The organism is Cellulomonas sp. ACRRI, assembly GCF_022346185.1.
GTDB lineage: Bacteria > Actinomycetota > Actinomycetes > Actinomycetales > Cellulomonadaceae > Cellulomonas.
Map to the genome: position 1 here is coordinate 1 of NZ_JAKRMS010000098.1, position 16,457 is coordinate 16,457.

13 protein-coding genes are annotated in these 16,457 nt (G+C 76.2%); 6 read left to right on the top strand and 7 right to left on the bottom strand.

Features of this window, described 5'->3' with window-relative positions:
- Positions 1-165: 165 nt before the first annotated feature.
- Positions 166-696 carry a thioesterase family protein gene (locus MHY85_RS15580; RefSeq protein WP_239197874.1) on the top strand — a complete coding sequence of 177 codons (531 nt, stop codon included), beginning with the start codon at positions 166-168 and terminating at the stop codon, positions 694-696.
- Positions 697-907: 211 nt separating this feature from the next.
- Here MHY85_RS15580 and MHY85_RS15585 read toward each other — a convergent pair whose 3' ends face one another.
- Complete coding sequence (locus MHY85_RS15585) at positions 908-2,599, bottom strand: SDR family oxidoreductase (RefSeq protein ID WP_239197876.1); 1,692 nt, start codon at positions 2,597-2,599, stop codon at positions 908-910.
- 72 nt (positions 2,600-2,671) lie between these two features.
- On the opposite strand from MHY85_RS15585, the gene MHY85_RS15590 reads away from it, so the two are divergent.
- On the top strand, positions 2,672-3,355 hold the full coding sequence (locus tag MHY85_RS15590) for an O-methyltransferase (protein ID WP_239197878.1): 684 nt from the start codon (positions 2,672-2,674) through the stop codon (positions 3,353-3,355).
- A 1-nt stretch (position 3,356) separates the two neighbouring features.
- Here the strand turns inward: MHY85_RS15590 and MHY85_RS15595 are convergent, their stop codons facing one another.
- The 3 genes from MHY85_RS15595 to MHY85_RS15605 form a co-directional block, all read right to left on the bottom strand.
- Positions 3,357-4,352, bottom strand: coding sequence for a DNA topoisomerase IB (locus MHY85_RS15595; protein WP_239197880.1), 996 nt, complete (start codon positions 4,350-4,352; stop codon positions 3,357-3,359).
- Between the two features lie 78 nt (positions 4,353-4,430).
- Positions 4,431-5,324 (bottom strand): acyl-CoA thioesterase II, encoded by an 894-nt coding sequence (locus MHY85_RS15600; protein WP_239197882.1) that lies wholly within the window; start codon positions 5,322-5,324, stop codon positions 4,431-4,433.
- Between the two features lie 75 nt (positions 5,325-5,399).
- Complete coding sequence (locus MHY85_RS15605) at positions 5,400-5,846, bottom strand: globin (protein WP_374233825.1); 447 nt, start codon at positions 5,844-5,846, stop codon at positions 5,400-5,402.
- A gap of 197 nt (positions 5,847-6,043) precedes the next feature.
- Here MHY85_RS15605 and MHY85_RS15610 point away from each other — a divergent pair, with 197 nt between their 5' ends.
- The gene (locus MHY85_RS15610; RefSeq protein WP_158373826.1) at positions 6,044-6,274 is read left to right on the top strand and encodes a glucose PTS transporter subunit EIIB; all 231 of its coding nucleotides are present in this window, start codon (positions 6,044-6,046) and stop codon (positions 6,272-6,274) included.
- 63 nt (positions 6,275-6,337) lie between these two features.
- On the opposite strand, the gene MHY85_RS15615 is transcribed toward MHY85_RS15610, so the two are convergent.
- Both MHY85_RS15615 and MHY85_RS15620 read right to left on the bottom strand, forming a co-directional pair.
- Entirely contained in the window at positions 6,338-7,345 is a 1,008-nt protein-coding gene (locus MHY85_RS15615) for a mechanosensitive ion channel family protein (protein ID WP_239197884.1), read from the bottom strand.
- Positions 7,346-7,457: 112 nt separating this feature from the next.
- Positions 7,458-9,689, bottom strand: coding sequence for a prolyl oligopeptidase family protein (locus MHY85_RS15620; protein WP_239197886.1), 2,232 nt, complete (start codon positions 9,687-9,689; stop codon positions 7,458-7,460).
- A gap of 119 nt (positions 9,690-9,808) precedes the next feature.
- Here MHY85_RS15620 and malQ point away from each other — a divergent pair, with 119 nt between their 5' ends.
- Together malQ and MHY85_RS15630 are read left to right on the top strand one after the other, a co-directional pair.
- Positions 9,809-11,962, top strand: a complete 2,154-nt coding sequence (malQ, locus tag MHY85_RS15625) for a 4-alpha-glucanotransferase (RefSeq protein ID WP_239197888.1) — start codon at positions 9,809-9,811, stop codon at positions 11,960-11,962.
- A 75-nt stretch (positions 11,963-12,037) separates the two neighbouring features.
- Positions 12,038-12,661, top strand: coding sequence for a toxin (locus MHY85_RS15630; RefSeq protein ID WP_239197890.1), 624 nt, complete (start codon positions 12,038-12,040; stop codon positions 12,659-12,661).
- A gap of 200 nt (positions 12,662-12,861) precedes the next feature.
- On the opposite strand, the gene pepN is transcribed toward MHY85_RS15630, so the two are convergent.
- Positions 12,862-15,501 (bottom strand): aminopeptidase N, encoded by a 2,640-nt coding sequence (gene pepN, locus MHY85_RS15635; protein ID WP_239197892.1) that lies wholly within the window; start codon positions 15,499-15,501, stop codon positions 12,862-12,864.
- A 227-nt stretch (positions 15,502-15,728) separates the two neighbouring features.
- On the opposite strand from pepN, the gene MHY85_RS15640 reads away from it, so the two are divergent.
- Positions 15,729-16,352 carry a DsbA family protein gene (locus tag MHY85_RS15640; protein WP_308191403.1) on the top strand — a complete coding sequence of 208 codons (624 nt, stop codon included), beginning with the start codon at positions 15,729-15,731 and terminating at the stop codon, positions 16,350-16,352.
- Positions 16,353-16,457 lie beyond the last annotated feature (105 nt).

Sequence of the window (16,457 nt, forward strand, 5' to 3'; positions counted from 1 at the left end):
CACCCCCCCGGCCCCCGGGGCCCCGGGCGGCACAACCGCCGCCCGCGGGGCGCCCCGTCGCCGCTGCGGCCGACGCCACACGCGCGCCGCACCCGCGATCGCCGACGACAGGGGCAGGATGCTGGGGGCGCGCCGCACGGCGCCGCACCGAGGGACGGAGGACGGATGGCCAGGCTCCGGGTGCCGGTCCAGCTGCGCTGGTCCGACATGGACGCGTACGGGCACGTGAACAACGTCGAGCTGCTGCGGCTGCTCGAGGAGGCCCGCATCGAGGCCTTCTGGGCGCACCCCGCGCCCGCCGACCCGCTCGGGGACGGCGCGGCCTCTCGGGTGCCCGACCGCGAGACGTGGCCGACGGCCGTGCTCGACGCCGGGCCCGGCGCGCGGACCGCGACGCTCGTCGCCCGCCAGGAGGTCGAGTACCTGCGCCCCCTGGGCTACCGCCGCACGCCGGTCGTCGTCGACATGTGGATCGGCCACCTCGGGGGCGCGAGCATCGACGTCTGCTACGAGGTGCACGACGCGTCCCCCGACGACGTCCCGGCCGACGGCGCCGGGCCCTACGCCCGCGCGGTCACGACCCTGGTGCTGGTCGACGCCGCGAGCGGCTCGCCGCGCCGCATCGGCGAGACCGAGCGGTCGGCCTGGCTGCCCTACGTCGAGACCCCGCCGACCTTCCGCCGCCGCGGCCGCTGACCCCCGCGCCGACCCGCCGACCTCCGCCGCGCCTCACTCGCCCAGATAGGGCCGTCGCGCCGACGTAGGACCGTCCTGGGTCCTATCTCGGCGCGCGGGTCCTATCTCGCGGCGCGTGCGCGGCGCGTGCGGCGGCCGCGCGGCGCGTGCGGCGGCCGGCCGGCCGTGCGCGCCGCGCTCGCGTCGGGCGTCCGGCGGCGGCGGTGCGGGGTCAGCGCGGGAGGTCGCGGCGGGAGCGCTCGGCGGTCTCCGCGGCGCGGGCGATGTTGCGCTGCATCCCGCCGAACACCACGCCGTGGAACGGGTACACCGCCCACCAGTACAGCTGCCCGAGCAGCCCGTGCGGGTGGAAGACGGCGCGCTGCGCGAACCGGGTCGGCGGGGTCGTCCAGCGCTCGGGGGAGACGTCGGCGGGGCGGGCGGAGTCGTGGTCGCCCTGCTCCTCGGGGGTGTCGCCGTCGGGCTCGACCCGCAGCTCCAGCCACGCCAGCCCGGGCAGCCGCATCTCGGCGCGCAGCCGCAGCAGCCGGCCGGGCTGGACCTCTTCGACCCGCCAGAAGTCGACCGCGTCGTCGACGACGAGCCGCCGCGGGTCGCGCCGGCCGCGCCGCAGCCCCGGCCCGCCGACGACTCGGTCGAGCAGCCCGCGCACCCGCCAGGCGAGCGACCACGAGTACCAGCCGCGCTCGCCGCCGACGGACTCCAGCACCCGCCACAGCGCCGCCGGTGACGCGTCGACGTCGACGCTCCGGGCGTCCTCGTAGAGCGAGCCCCCGGCCCAGTCGGGGTCGGAGGGCAGCGGCTCGGACGGCGCCCCGGGCACGCCGGCCGACGACCAGCGGGTCGTCACGTCCGCCTCGCGGATCCGGGCGAGCGCGAGCTCCAGCGCGCGGGCGAACGAGATCAGCCCCTCCGGCGGGTCGGGCACGTGCTCCGCGATGTCGTGCTCGTCGCAGACGACCTCGTGGATCAGCGACTCGACCAGCGGCCGGGCGATGCCCGACGGCACGGGGGTGACCAGGCCGACCCAGTGGCTCGACAGCCGCGGGGTCAGGACCGGCACCTTGACGATGAGCCGCCGCGGCAGCCCGGCGGCCTTCGCGTAGCCCTGCATCATGTCGCGGTAGGTCAGGACGTCCGGCCCGCCGATGTCGAACTCCCGGCTGACCTCGGGCGGCATCGACGCCGAGCCGACCAGGTAGCGCAGCACGTCGCGGACGGCGATCGGCTGGATGCGGTTGTCCAGCCACTTGGGCACGGTCATGGCGGGCAGCCGCTCGGTGAGGTACCGCATCATCTCGAACGACGCCGAGCCCGAGCCGAGGATGATCGCCGCGCGCAGCACCGTCGTCGGGACGCCGGAGGCGAGCAGGATCTCGCCGACCTCCTTGCGGGAGGCGAGGTGCGGGGACAGGTCCTCGGTGTCCGGCGTCAGCCCGCCGAGGTAGACGATCCGCCCGACGCCCGCCTCGCGCGCGGCCGCGCCGAACACCAGCGCCGTGTGCCGGTCCCGCTGCTCGAACCGGCGGCCGGAGCCGAGCGAGTGGATCAGGTAGTACGCGACGTCGGCGCCGTCGAGCGCCGCGCGGATCTGGTCGGGCTCGGCGGCGTCCGCCTGGGCGATCTCCACCGCGTCGTACCAGGGGCGGCCACGCAGCCGCTCGGGGCGGCGGGCGATCGCGCGCACCCGGTAGCCGGCGGCGAGCAGCTCTGGGACCAGCCGGCCCCCGACGTAGCCGGTCACGCCGGTGACGGCCACCAGCGGGGCGTCCGGCCGGGGTCGCCCGTCGGGCCCGACGCCCGGGACGATCCCGGTGAGGGAGCGGGCGACCGGCTCGGGGAGCAGGTCGTCGGCGGTGGGCGCGTCCGCGCTCGGGCCGGTCACGGCGGGGTCCTGGGGCACGTCCGCAGTCTCCGACGCCCCGGCGCGGACCGCATCCGGTGGGCCCTCGCCGCCGGGGTGCATGATCGGGGCATGGGCGAGCACGGGTCGGGGGAGCAGGGCTGGGCGGCGGTCGACGCGTACCTGGTCGAGGAGCTGGTGCCGGAGAGCGCCGCGCTGGTCGCGGCGCGGGACGCCGGGCGGGCGGCCGGGCTGCCGGCCATCGAGGTGGCGCCCACGGAGGGCCGGCTGCTGTGGCTGCTGTGCCGGATCGCCGGGGCGCGCCGCGTGCTGGAGTTCGGCACGCTCGCCGGGTACAGCACCCTGTGGTTCGCCGACGCCGTCGGCCCGCACGGGCACGTGACGACGCTGGAGATCGACCCGGCGCACGCCGCGGTCGCCCGGGAGAACTTCGTGCGCGCGGGCGTCGCGGACCGGGTGCGGCTGGTCGAGGGGCCGGCGGGCGAGTCGGTCGAGGGCCTGCTCGCGCAGGGCGAGGACGCGTTCGACCTGGTCTTCATCGACGCCGACAAGCCGAGCAACGCGCGCTACCTCGACCTCGCGGTGCGGCTGTCCCACCCGGGGACGGTGATCGTCGTCGACAACGTGGTGCGGCGGGGCGAGGTGGCCGACGCGGCGTCCGAGGACCCCCGCGTGGTCGGTTCCCGGGAGGTGCTGCACGCGCTCGGCAGCCACCCGCGGCTGGACGCCACCGCGCTGCAGACGGTCGGCTCCAAGGGCTGGGACGGCTTCGCCCTGGCCCGCGTCCGGGACTGACTCAGGACAGCAGGGCCAGCGTCTCCTTCTCCGCGACGGCCTGGGACCGGGTCGGGCGGATCGTCGCACCATGGGTCCACAGCTCGACGACCCGCGGGTCGATGTAGGACGCCCGGCACACGGCCGGGGTGTTGCCGAGCTCGTGCGACACCGCCTTGACGACGGTCGCGACGACCCGGCGCCGGCCCCGCTCGGACGCCGGGGCGGGACCGCTGGCGGCCAGCCCGCGCGCGGCGAGCACCGTCGCGTGCCAGGTGCGGAAGTCCTTCGGGCTGGCGTCGTCGCCGAGGCGGTGCTTCACGTCGGCACCCACCTCCGCGCTGGTGATGTCGTGCCACCCGTCGTCGTCGCGCCAGGCCAGCAGCTCCGGACCGCCGCCGCGCCGGCGCAGCAGCGTCCCGACCAGGTCGGCGACCTGCGCGTCCTCGACCACGACGTCCCGGATCTGCCCCGACTTGGCGGGGTAGTGGAACCGCACCGCGGTCTCGGCGCCGTCGTCGTCGGCGAGCACCTGCACGTGCTCGCGGCGCAGGGTCGCCAGGCCGTAGGAGCCGTTGCGCTGCGCGTAGCCCTCGCCGCCGGCCCGGAAGTACGCGAGGTCGAGCAGCCGGAACGCGAGCGCGAGCGCCTTCGCCCGGGGGAACCCCGGCAGCGCGAGGTCGCGGCGCACCGACCGGCGGGCGGCGGGCAGCCGCCGCGCGACGTCGAGCACGTGGTCGTGCTTGAGCCGGTCGCGGCGCCGCCGCCACTGCTCGTGGTAGAGGTACTGCCGCCGCTGCGCGTCGTCGAGGCCGGCCGCCTGGATGTGGCCGTTCGCCCACGGGCTGATCCACACGTCCTGCCACGCGGGCGGGATGGCGAGCGACACGATGCGGTCGAGGTGCTCGGGGTCCGTGATCCGCGTGACGCGGTCGACGTCCAGGTAGGAGAACCCCTTCCCGGCGCGTCGCCGGGTCCACCCCGGGGAGTCGATCCGGACCCGTCGCAGCCTCACCACCGGGACACTGTGCACCGGCCCCCGGCGCCCCGCCAGCGGAGCGCCTGGGGCGTCAGGGACCGCCCGGTGCGCGGCCCGTCAGGCGGCCGGGACCCGGACCATGCCCTCCTGGGCGATGGTCGCCAGCAGCACGCCGGAGCGGTCGAACACCCGGGTGCTGCCGAGCCCGCGCCCGCCCTGCGCCGACGGGCTGTCCTGGTCGAACAGCAGCCAGTCGTCGACCCGCACGTCCCGGTGCCACCACATGGCGTGGTCCAGGCTCGCCACCGACAGCCCGGGCGTGAGCCAGGACAGCCCGGCGCGGCGCAGCACCGGCTCGAGCATGATCTGGTCGCAGGCGAAGGCGAGCAGCGCGCGGTGCAGCAGCTGGTCGTCGGGCAGGGCGCCCTTGGCGCGCATCCACACCCGCTGCCGGCCCTCCGGCGTCGGGGCCGGGCCCAGGTAGAGCGAGCCGCCGACGTGCCGGACGTCGAACGCGCTCTCGTGCGTCCAGAACCGGGCGACGGGGTGGTCGAGGTGGCCCATCCGGTCCATCGCCGACTCCACGTCCTCGGGTGCGGGGACGTCCGGGGCGGGCTCGGTGTGCTCGACGCCGGGCTGGTCCTCCTGGAACGAGGCGATCATCGACAGGATCGGGTCGCCGTCCTGGGCCGCGTGCGTGCGCCGCGCGGAGAACGACCGGCCGTCGCGCAACCGCTCGACCCCCAGCTCGATCGGGGTGCCGACCTCGCCCGCGCGCAGGAAGTACCCGTGCAGCGAGTGCGGCAGCCGGCCCTCGGGGACGGTGCGCCCCGCCGCGACGAGCGCCTGCGCGATGACCTGGCCGCCGAACACCCGGCCGCCGGGCTTCGGCAGGTTCGTGGCGGTGAAGGCGTCCGGGCCGGCACCGGGGGCGACGTCGAGGACGCCGAGCAGCGCGGTGATCGGGTCGGGGGCGGAGGCGGGAGCGGTCGAGGGTGCGGCGTCGGTCACGCGGGCCAGCGTCTCACGACGGCCCGCCCGGCCGGTGCGCCGTCGGTGCCGACTCGGTCCTCCCGTCGGGCCCGGTCAGCGTCCCGCGGAGTTGACCAGCGAGTGCGCGGCCCGCTCCAGGTAGTCCCACAGCGTCGCCTCGTGCAGCGGAGCCAGCCCGAGCGTGTCGACCGCCGCGCGCATGTGCCGCAGCCACCGGTCGCGCGCGTCGGGGTCGACGGTGAACGGCATGTGCCGCATCCGCAGCCGGGGGTGGCCGCGCTCCTCGGAGTAGGCGGTCGGCCCGCCCCAGTACTGCTCGAGGAACATCGTCAGCCGGCGCTTCGCGGGACCGAGGTCCTCCTCGGGGTACATCGGCTTCAGCACCGGGTCCGTGGCGACGCCGTCGTAGAACGCGTCGACCAGCCGGGTGAACGTCACGTGGCCGCCGACGGCCTCGTAGAACGACTCGCGGCGGCGGGCCTCGGCGCTGCCCTCGGGCGCCGGGGCGACGGGGGACGCCGCGGGTGCCGCGGCGCTCAGCGGGAGGGTCGGGCCGGCCGGGCGGGGCGCGGGTGGCGGCGGCTGGTCGGTCATGGCGACAGTCTCGCACCGCGCGGGGCGGGGTCCGGGCGTCGCACCCGGTCGCGGGCCACCGCGCGGACTAGGCTGGAGCCCAGGCGACCGCCCGCGCGGGTGGCCGCGGGGGCATTCCGCAGAACAGCACCACGGGGGTTCCATTGAGCAAGGCAGAGCAGATCCTGGTGGCCCTGGGCGGCGGCGGCAACGTCGTCGACCTCGAGCCGTGCATCACGCGCCTGCGGGTCGAGGTCACCGACCCGCAGCGCGTCGACGAGGACGCCCTCAAGGCGACCGGCGCGTTCGGCGTCGTGCGCTCCGGGCGCATCGTCCAGGTCATCGTCGGCCCCGAGGCCGACAACCTGGCCGCGGAGCTCGACGGCCTGCGCTGACGCAGGTCCCGCACGGCGACGGCCGTCCACCCGGCGGACCCGGCCCGGGTCGACGGCGGCGCGTCAGTCGGTCGCCGGGTCGTCCGTCGCCGACACGCGCTCGCGGTGCGCCTCCAGCGCCTCGCGCTGACCGGCGAGCGGGATGTCCGCGGCCTCCAGCGCCTCGCGGACCGCGGTGCGCAGGGCGCGGGCGACCGCCCACTGCCGCGCGGGGGCGGTGCGCTGCACGAGCTTGACCGTCACCGCGTCGAACGACAGGTCCTCGGCGGTCGTCACGGTGGCGGAGCCCTCCATCGACGGGCCGAGCGCTGGGTCCTCGGCCAGCCGCGCAGCGGCGCCGACCAGCACGTCGCCGACCCGGTCGAGGTCCGCGAAGTAGTCGACCTTCACCTCGACCACGGCGTTGGCCCAGCCCTGGGTCTTGTTGCCGACCCGGAGCATCGAGCCGTTGGGGACGTACCAGAGGGTGCCGTCGGCGTCGCGGATCTTGGTCACGCGCAGCCCGACCGACTCGACCGTGCCCTGCGCGGGGCCGACGTCGACCACGTCGCCGACGCCGTACTGGTCCTCCAGCAGCATGAACATGCCGGACAGGAAGTCCTTCACCAGGCTCTGCGCGCCGAAGCCGAGCGCGACGCCGACGATCCCGGCCGAGGCGATGAACGGGGCGATGTTCACCCCGACCTGGTCGAGCACGGACAGCACGACGACGGTGCCGATGACGATGCCGGCGGTCGAGCGCAGCACCGAGCCGATGGTCCGGGCGCGCTGGGTGCGCCGGGCGTTCGCGATCGGGTTGACCTTGCGCAGGGCCGAGGCGACCTCGGTCCCGCCGAGCGGCTTGGCGATGCCGCGCTGCAGCAGCGACGTGCCGTCGGCGATGTGCTCGGTGACGACCTTGATCAGGCGCCGGACGATCAGCAGCGCGACGGCGCCGATCACGATGATCAGCGCGATGCGCAGGCCGGGGCCGAGCAGCCAGTCGACGAGGGCGTCGGCGTTGTCGGCGAGAGCGGCGGCCGGGTCGTCGGACGCGGCCGGCAGGACGGAGGGGAGGGACGCGGCGATCACCGGTCCACGCTAGCGGCCACCCGGGCGGGGTCGCGCGGCCCGCACGCGGCCCCCACGGGACCCGCACACGCTCCCGCGCCGCACGGGCCCCGCGGCCCCGCGCGGGCGGGCGTCAGCGGCGGGCCAGGCCGGTGCGGTCCGCGACGAACTGCAGCTGCTCGACGGTCAGGGCCACGGTGCGGGACAGCGCGCGGCCGCCGTGCCCGACGCCCTTCTCCCGGCGGACCAGGACCGGCGCGTCGTCGAGCGGGGCGGAGGTCGCGGCCTGCAGCGCCGCCCCGAGCTTGCGCGCGTGCAGCGGGTCGACCCGGGTGTCGCCGTCGAAGATCGTGAACAGCGTCGCCGGGTACGCGGTGCCGTCGACCACCCGGTGGTACGGCGAGTAGGACAGCAGCCAGTCCAGCTCCCGCGGGGTGCCGGCGTCGCCGTACTCGTCGGTCCACGTCGTCCCGAGCCCGAAGTGCTGGTACCGCACCATGTCGAGCAGCGGGGCCGAGCAGACCACCGCCGCGAACGTCTCCGGGTGCTGGGTCAGCGCGGCGCCGACCAGCAGGCCGCCGTTCGACCCGCCCCAGCACGCCAGCCGGTCCGTGGTGGTCCAGCCGTCGTCGACCAGCAGCCGCGCCACGGCGTGGAAGTCGTCGAAGACGTGCTGCTTGTGCCCGCGGCGTCCGGCGCGGTGCCAGTCCTCGCCCTCCTCGCCGCCGCCGCGCAGGTTGGCGACGACGTAGACGCCGCCGGCCTCGACCCAGGCCAGCGTGGTGGCGGAGTACGCCGGGTCGAGCGAGATCTGGAAGCCGCCGTAGCCGTAGAGGATCGTCGGTGCGGGGGCGAGCGGGCGGCCGTCGGCGTCCAGCGCGTCGGCCCGCGCCACGACGAACGCCCGCACCTCGGTGCCGTCGGCGCTGGTGGCGACGACGCGCTGCACCCGCACGTCGGGCAGGTCGGCGACCACCCCGGGCGGGGCCGCCCACAGGGAGGTCGTCCCGGTCTGCGCGTCGTACCGGTGCACCTCGGCGACCGTCGTGTGGTCGGTGTACGAGAACCAGACGTCCGGGCCGCCGTCGGGGCGCGTGACCAGCCCGCCGGTGGAGCCGAGCCCGGGCAGGTCGACGGTGCCGGCGTCGCCGGGCAGCCGCTCGCCGGTCGCCGGATCGTGCACGGTGATCTCGCTGACCGCGTGCCGGCGCCAGGCCGCGACGAGCCGCCGCGGGGTCGTGTCGTCCCCGCCGCCGTCGGTGAACGCGACGTCCTCCAGCACCGCCTCGGGGTCCTCGGGCAGCAGGGTGCGCCAGTGCGGGACGCCGGGCTCCTCGGGGTCGGCCACGGCCAGCCGCCCGCGGTCGGCGCCGAGCGTGGTGTGCAGGTACAGCCGCCCGTCGCGCCCGACCCAGGCGCCGATCTCGGCGTCCTCGCCGACGGCGACCTCGCGGAAGGCGGGGACGGCGCCCGGCTCGGTCGCGGCCAGGTCGGCGATCCACACGTCGGTGCGCGGTGCGGTGCCGGCCGACGCCGAGACGATCAGCCAGCGGCCGTCGCGGGACACCGAGACGCCGTAGTAGTTGGTCATGTCGAGGCCGTCGCCGAACACCTCGAGGTCCTGCGCCGCGTCGGTGCCGACCACGTGCCGCCACACCCGGCGGTGGTACTGCTTCTCGCCCTCGGGCAGCAGGTCGGGCGCCAGGCGCCGCACGTAGAAGAACGACCGGCCGCCCGGCTCCCACGCGACGGGGGAGTACCGGGCGCGGTCGACCGGGCCGTCCACGAGCGCGCCGGTCGCGACGTCGAGCACGTGCAGCACGCTCTCCTCGGTGCCGCCGTGCGACACCTGGTACGCCAGCAGGTCGCCCTCCTTGCTCGGCTGCCACGCGTCGAGCGTGGTGGTGCCCGCGGGATCGAGCGCCACGGGGTCGACGAGCACCCGCTCGCGCTCGCCGCCCGGGGACGCGGGGTCCGGCTCCGCCACGACGACCACCGCGTGCTCCTGGTCGCCGGTGCGCCGGGAGAAGAACCGGCGGTCGCCGCGCCAGGCGGGCACGCCCACGAAGCCGGCGCCGAGCAGCGCGCGCAGGCGCTCGGTCAGCGGGCCGGTCGCGAGCGGGCCGTCCGCGAGGTCGCCGGCCGTGACCCGCGCGCGGTACGCGGAGTACAGGTCGTCCTGCGCGGTGGACCAGGCCTCCGTCTCCGGGTCCTCGGGGTCCTCCAGCCAGCGGTACGGGTCGGCGACGGCGCGGCCGTGCAGGTCCTCGACCAGGTCGAGGCGGCGGGCGGCGGGGTAGCCGGTCGCGGTCGGCGTCGCGGCGGCGACGTCGGCGGGCTCGGTGGCGGCGGGCTCGGCGGTCATGCGCGCCACCCTACGGCCCCGGCCGCCGGGGCCCGGTGCCGCGGCGGCGCGGGTCCCGCACCCGCACCCACCAGCGCGGCTGCCCGGCGTGACCCGCGCCCCTCTGGCAGGATCGGCGTGTGGCCGAGCACACACCCTCCCCGTCCCTGCTGGACCTGGCGCGGGCGCACGGCGTCGCCACCGAGTTCCAGGAGTTCAACGGCGGGATGCGCGACGTCGCCCCCGCCACCCTGGTCGCCGTGCTGGGGGCGCTCGGCGTGGACGCCTCGACGCCCGAGCGGGTCGAGGTCGCGCTGCGGCACGCCGAGGACGCCCCGTGGCGCCGGGTGCTGCCGCCGGTCGTCGTGGTCCGGCAGTCCGACGCCGTGCAGGTCCCGGTGCACGTCACGCACGGCGACCCGGTGCGGGCGTGGGTCGAGGTCGACGGCGCCGAGGGGCGCGGCCGGCGCGCCGCGGGCGCGGTGACCGAGCGGGTCGAGCTGGAGCAGGCCGACGTCCTGGTGGAGCCGCGCACGGTCGACGGCCGGCAGGTCGGGCGCGCGACGTTCACCGTGCCGGCCGGGCTGCCGCTCGGCTGGCACCTGCTGCGCACGTCCGGCCCGTCCGGGGAGGCGGCGAGCCCGCTGGCCGTGACGCCCGACCGGCTGGCGCTGCCGGCCGCGCTCGACGAGAAGCGCGCCTGGGGCCTGATGGTGCAGCTGTACTCGGTGCGCTCGCGGGCGTCCTGGGGCGCGGGCGACCTGCGGGACCTGGCCGACCTGGCGTGGCTCTCGGGGCACGAGGCGGGTGCGCAGTTCCTGCTCATCAACCCGCTGCACGCCGCCGAGCCGGTGCCGCCGCTGACGCCGTCGCCGTACCTGCCCACCACGCGCCGGTTCGTGAACCCGCTGTACCTGCGCGTCGAGGACGTCCCCGAGACGGCGTACCTGTCGTCCGCCGACCGGGCGCTCGTCGAGTGGTCGGCCGAGCAGGCGCTGGCCCTCGACACCGACGACGGGCCCATCGACCGGGACGTGGTCTGGGCCGCCAAGAAGGCCGCGCTGGAGGTGGTGTTCGCCGCGCCGCGGTCCGCCGCCCGGCAGTCGGCGTTCGACGACTTCCGCCGACGCGAGGGGCGGGGGCTGGAGGACTTCGCGCTGTGGTGCGCCCTGGCCGAGCGGCACGGCCCGCCGCCGTGGCCCGCCGACCTGCGCGACCCCGCCGCGCCCGGCGCCCTGCGCGCCCGCACCGAGCTCGCCGAGCGCGTGCAGTTCTACTGCTGGCTCCAGTGGCTGTGCGACGAGCAGCTCGCCACCGCCCAGCGCACCGCCCACGAGGCCGGCATGTCGATCGGCGTCATGCACGACCTCGCCGTCGGCGTGCACCCGGACGGCTCGGACGCGTGGGCGCTCGGGTCGGTGCTGGCGCGCGGCGCGTCGGTCGGGGCGCCGCCGGACATGTACAACCAGCAGGGCCAGGACTGGTCGCAGCCGCCGTGGCACCCCGCCGAGCTCGAGCGGGTCGCGTACCGGCCGTACCGGGACATGCTGCGCACCGTGCTGCGGCACGCGGGCGCCGTCCGGATCGACCACATCATCGGGCTGTTCCGGCTGTGGTGGATCCCGCAGGGCAACAGCCCCGCCGAGGCCACCTACGTCCGGTACGACCACGACGCGATGATCGGCATCCTCGCGCTCGAGGCGCACCGCGCGGGTGCGGTCGTCATCGGCGAGGACCTCGGGAACGTCGAGCCGTGGGTGCGCGAGTACCTGCTGGACCGCGGCGTGCTGGGCACCTCCATCCTGTGGTTCGAGAAGGACGGCGAGGGCCGCCCGCTGCCGCCCGAGGACTACCGCCGGCTCGCGCTGTCCTCGGTGACGACGCACGACCTGCCGCCGACGGCCGGCTACCTCGCCGAGGAGCACGTCGCCCTGCGCGAGCGGCTGGGGCTGCTGACCGAGCCGGTCGAGCAGGTGCGGCGGGCCGCCCGGGCCGAGCGCGAGGCGATGCTGGCGGTGCTGCGCGAGCGCGGCCTGCTCGGCGACGACCCCACCGAGCGGGAGGTCGTGGAGGCGCTGCACCGGTACGTGCTCCGCACGCCGAGCGTGCTGGTCGGGGTCTCGCTGGCCGACGCCGTGGGGGAGCGCCGCGCGCAGAACCAGCCCGGGACCGACCAGGAGTACCCGAACTGGCGCGTGCCGCTGGCGGACGGCGCCGGGCGGCTGGTCCTGCTGGACGACCTGTTCACCAACGCGCGGCTGCGGTCGCTCGCGTCGGTGCTCGCCGAGGGCTGACGCCGCGCGGGTGGTCGGGCCGCGGGGACGGCAGGGGCGCCGGGGCGTCGTCGGGCGCGTCGCTAGGCTGCCCCGATGACGACCTGGCCCCCGCGGCGCGTGCGCGTCGTCGGCAACTCCGGCGCGGGCAAGACGACGTTCGCCCGCGCGCTCGCGCGGCGCCTCGGCGTCCCGCACCGCGAGCTCGACGAGGTGTTCTGGGGGCCGGGCTGGGTGAAGAAGGACCCCGAGGTCGCGCGCGGGATCCTGCGGGAGTTCCTCGACGGGGCACCCGGCGGGTGGGTGGTCGACGGCAACTGGAACGACGTCCGGCAGGGGCTGGCCGACGACGTGGACGCCGTCGTGTGGCTCGACTACCCGCGGCCGCTGGTCATGGCGCGGGTCGTCCGCCGGACGCTCGCGCGGGCGGTGCTGCGCCGGCCGATCTACCACGGCAACACCGAGTCGCTGGCGTCGCTGGTGCGCACCGACCCGGAGGAGAACATCGTGCTCTGGTCGTGGACGGAGCACGCCGCCTACCGGGAGCGCTACCGGCGCCTCGCGGCGACGGGGACGGTCCCGGTGGTGCGCCTGCGCACCCCGCGCGCGGCGCGCCGCTGGCTGGCGGCCCTCCCGCAGGCGGCGCCGGCACCCGCCGAGCGCGCCGCGCCCGCCGCGCCCGCCGGGCCCGCCGCGCCCGCTGGGCGTTCGCCGAGATAGGACCGCTGCGGCGAGATAGGGCCGAGGACGGTCCTATCTCGCCGCGGGGGCCCTATCTCGGCGATCGACCACCTGGTCGCGGCAGGACGACCGATCTCGACGCTCACGCCGGCGCCGCCCGGGACGGCGACGCGCCCGGTGCCCGGGCCCCTCGAGCGAGGGTCGGGCGCCGGGCGCGTCGGGCCGGGCCGGGGTGCGGGTCAGGCCTCGTGGTAGTGGCGGTCGGCCGCCTGGGCCGCCAGCAGCCGGCGCACGCCGTCGCGGGCCTCGACCACCAGCCGGCGCAGCGCCGGGGCCGCGTCCGGGTGCGCGGCCAGCCACGCGTCGGTCGCCCCGGCCACGTCGACCGCGCCGTCGCCGGCGTCGTCCGCCAGCTCGGTCGGGTACAGGCCGGTCACGATGTTCTGCGCCATCTCGTTGGTCTTCTCCGACCACACGCGCTCGAGCCCGTCGAAGTACGGCGCCACGAACGGGCGGAGCAGCGTGCGGTCGTGCACGCGGCCGAACCCGCCGATGGTCGCGGCCTGCAGGGCGTTCGGCAGTGCGTCGGAGTCGACGACCGCGGCCCAGGCGGCGGCCTTGGCGTCGGCGGTCGGCAGCGCCGCGCGGGCCGCCGCTGCGGCGCGCTGGCCGGTCGCGGTCGGGTCCGCCGCGAGCTGCGCGTCGATCTCCGCCTCGCCCGCGCGGTCGCCGGCGACCAGCGAGGTCAGCAGCTCCCAGCGCAGGTCGGTGTCGATCGACAGGCCGTCCAGCCGGGTGCCGCCGTCCAGCAGCGCCGCGACGGCGTCGAGCTGCTCGGGGGTCGAGGCGCGGGCCGCGAACGCCTTGACGAGCTGCAGCTGGGTGTCGCTGCCGCCCTCGGCGTCGGTGGCGAGCGTCCACAGCGTGTCCGCGGCGGCGACCTCGGTGGCCGACCGGTGCTCGGCCGCCACGTACAGGTCGAGCGCGGTGTGGAGCTGGCGGAGCAGCACCAGGACGACCGATGAGTCCGTCTCGTGCGCGATGTTGCCGAGCAGCAGGTCGACGTAGTCGCGCGCGGGGGTCTCGCCGTCGCGGGTCGCGTCCCAGACCGCCGCCCAGACGAGCGTGCGGGGGAGCGACTCCGTGAAGTGACCGAGGTGCGCGATCGCGGTGGCGAGCGAGCGCTCGTCGAGCCGGACCTTGGCGTAGGCGAGGTCCTCGTCGTTGAGCAGCAGCAGGTCGGGACGCTTCGTGCCGACGAGCTCGGGCACCTCGGTGCGCTCGCCGTCGACGTCCAGCTCGACGCGCACGACGCGCTCCAGGCGGGTCTCGCCGGAGGCGTCCGCGACGACGTCGTAGCCGGCGACCACCAGGCGGTGCGGGCGCTGCACGGGGTGGGTGGCGGGCACCTCCTGGCGCACGGCCAGCGCGGTGATCCGCTCGACGCCGTCCTCGCCGACCTCGGAGGTGATCTCCGGGCGCAGCAGCGTCACGCCGGACTGCTCCAGCCACAGCGCCGACCACGCCGACAGGTCGCGGCCGGAGGTGGCCTCGAGCTCGGTGAGCAGGTCGCGCAGCTCGGTGTTGCCCCAGGCGTGCTTCGCGAAGTACTGCCGGACGCCCGCGAAGAACTGCTCCTGGCCGACCCACGCGACGAGCTGCTTGAGCACGCTCGCGCCCTTGGCGTAGGTGATGCCGTCGAAGTTGACCTCGACGTCCTCCAGGTCGCGGATGTCCGCGGCGATCGGGTGCGTCGACGGCAGCTGGTCCTGGCGGTAGGCCCAGCCCTTCTCCAGCGAGGAGAACGTGGTCCAGGCGGTGGTCCAGCGGGTCGCCTCGGCCGTCGCCAGCGTGGAGGCGTACTCGGCGAACGACTCGTTCAGCCACAGGTCGTCCCACCAGCGCATGGTGACCAGGTCGCCGAACCACATGTGGGCGAGCTCGTGCAGGATCGTCACCGCGCGGCGCTCGACCGTGGCCTCCGGCACCTTGGACCGGAACACGTAGGACTCGAGGAACGTGACCGCGCCGGCGTTCTCCATCGCGCCCGCGTTGAACTCCGGCACGAACAGCTGGTCGTACTTGGCGAACGGGTACGGGAAGTCGAACTGCTCCTCGTAGAACGCGAAGCCGGCCCGCGTGATGTCGAGGATGTTGTCCGTGTCGAGGTGCTGCGCGAGCGAGCCGCGGCAGTAGACGCCGAGCGGGATGGTGCGGCCGTCGCGCGACGTGAGCTCGCCGTGCTCGTGGTGGTACGGGCCCGCGACCACCGCGGTGATGTACGAGGACACCCGCGGCGTCGGCTCGAACGTCCAGGTCGCGGTGCCCTCGTCGCGGCCGCCGTTGCGGTTGCTGCCGCCCTCGACGGGGACGGGGTCGCCGACGGCGGGGGAGTTCGACACGACCACCCAGTGCGCGGGCGCGGTCACCGTGAACGCGAAGGTGGCCTTGAGGTCGGGCTGCTCGAACACGGCGAACACGCGCCGGGAGTCGGCCACCTCGAACTGGGAGTACAGGTACACCTCGTCGTCGACCGGGTCGACGAACCGGTGCAGGCCCTCGCCGGTGTTCATGTAGGCCGCGTCGGCGACGACGACGACCTCGTTCTGCTCGGCGAGGCCGTCGAGGCGGATGCGCGAGTCGGCGACGACCTCGGCCGGGTCGAGCTCGGTCCCGTTCAGCACCACGCGGTGCACGGTCGGCGCGATGAGGTCGAGGAACGTGCCGGCGCCGGCCTCCCGGGCGGTGAACCGGACGGTCGTCGTCGAGGTGAACGTCGCCGGCCCCGTCGTCAGGTCGAGCGCCACGTCGTAGGACTGGACGTCGACCAGGGCGGCCCGGGTCCGGGCCTCGTCGCGGGTCAGGTTCTCTGCGGGCACGCGGGGTCTCCTCGTGGAACGTCGGTCGCAGGTCTGCGGGGGACAGCCTCGCTGAGGCGTCGCCGCATCATTCCACCACCCGGCGGGTGCGTGCGTCCGCCGGGCTCCCGCCCCCGCGTGACACGGCCCCCCGGTTCCGGGGCATGATGGCGGGCGGCGCGGTCGACCGGACGGCGCCCGCGTCCGCGCGCACGCACCCGACGTCGACAGCCCGAGGAGCCCTCCCAGTGACCGAGACGACCGCGCCCGACCGCGACACCGCCGACTTCTGGTTCGACCCCGCGTGCCCCTGGGCGTGGATGACGTCGCGCTGGATGACCGAGGTGCAGCGGGTCCGCGACGTCGACGTCCGCTGGCACGTGATGAGCCTGTCCGTGCTCAACGAGGGCCGCGACCTCCCCGACGAGTACCGCGCGCTGATGGACGACTCCTGGGCGGCCGTGCGCGTGCTGACCGCCGCCAAGGAGCTGTACGGCGCCGAGCACCTCAAGCCGCTGTACGACGCGCTGGGCACGCGCCGGCACCCGGGCGGCCGCACGGACACCTGGGCGATCATCCGCGAGTCCCTCGACGAGGTGGGGCTGCCGCAGTCGCTCGTGGCGTACGGCGACACCGACGAGTTCGACGAGCAGCTGCGGGCCTCGCACGCCGAGGCGATCGCGCTGGTCGGCGACGAGGTCGGCACGCCCGTGGTCGCCGTCAACGGCACGGCGTTCTTCGGCCCGGTGATGACGCCGGCCCCGAAGGGCGAGGAGGCGGGCCGCCTCTGGGACGGCTTCGTGCTGATCACCGGCGTGCCCGGGTTCTACGAGCTCAAGCGCACCCGCACCAAGGGCCCCGTCTTCGACTGAGCGCCGGCCGCCCCCCCCCGGGGGGGGGGCGCGGGGCGCGCGGCGGGGGCGACGGGGGGCGTGGGTGGGGGGGGGGGTTTCGCGGTTAAAACGGGGGCGCCGGGG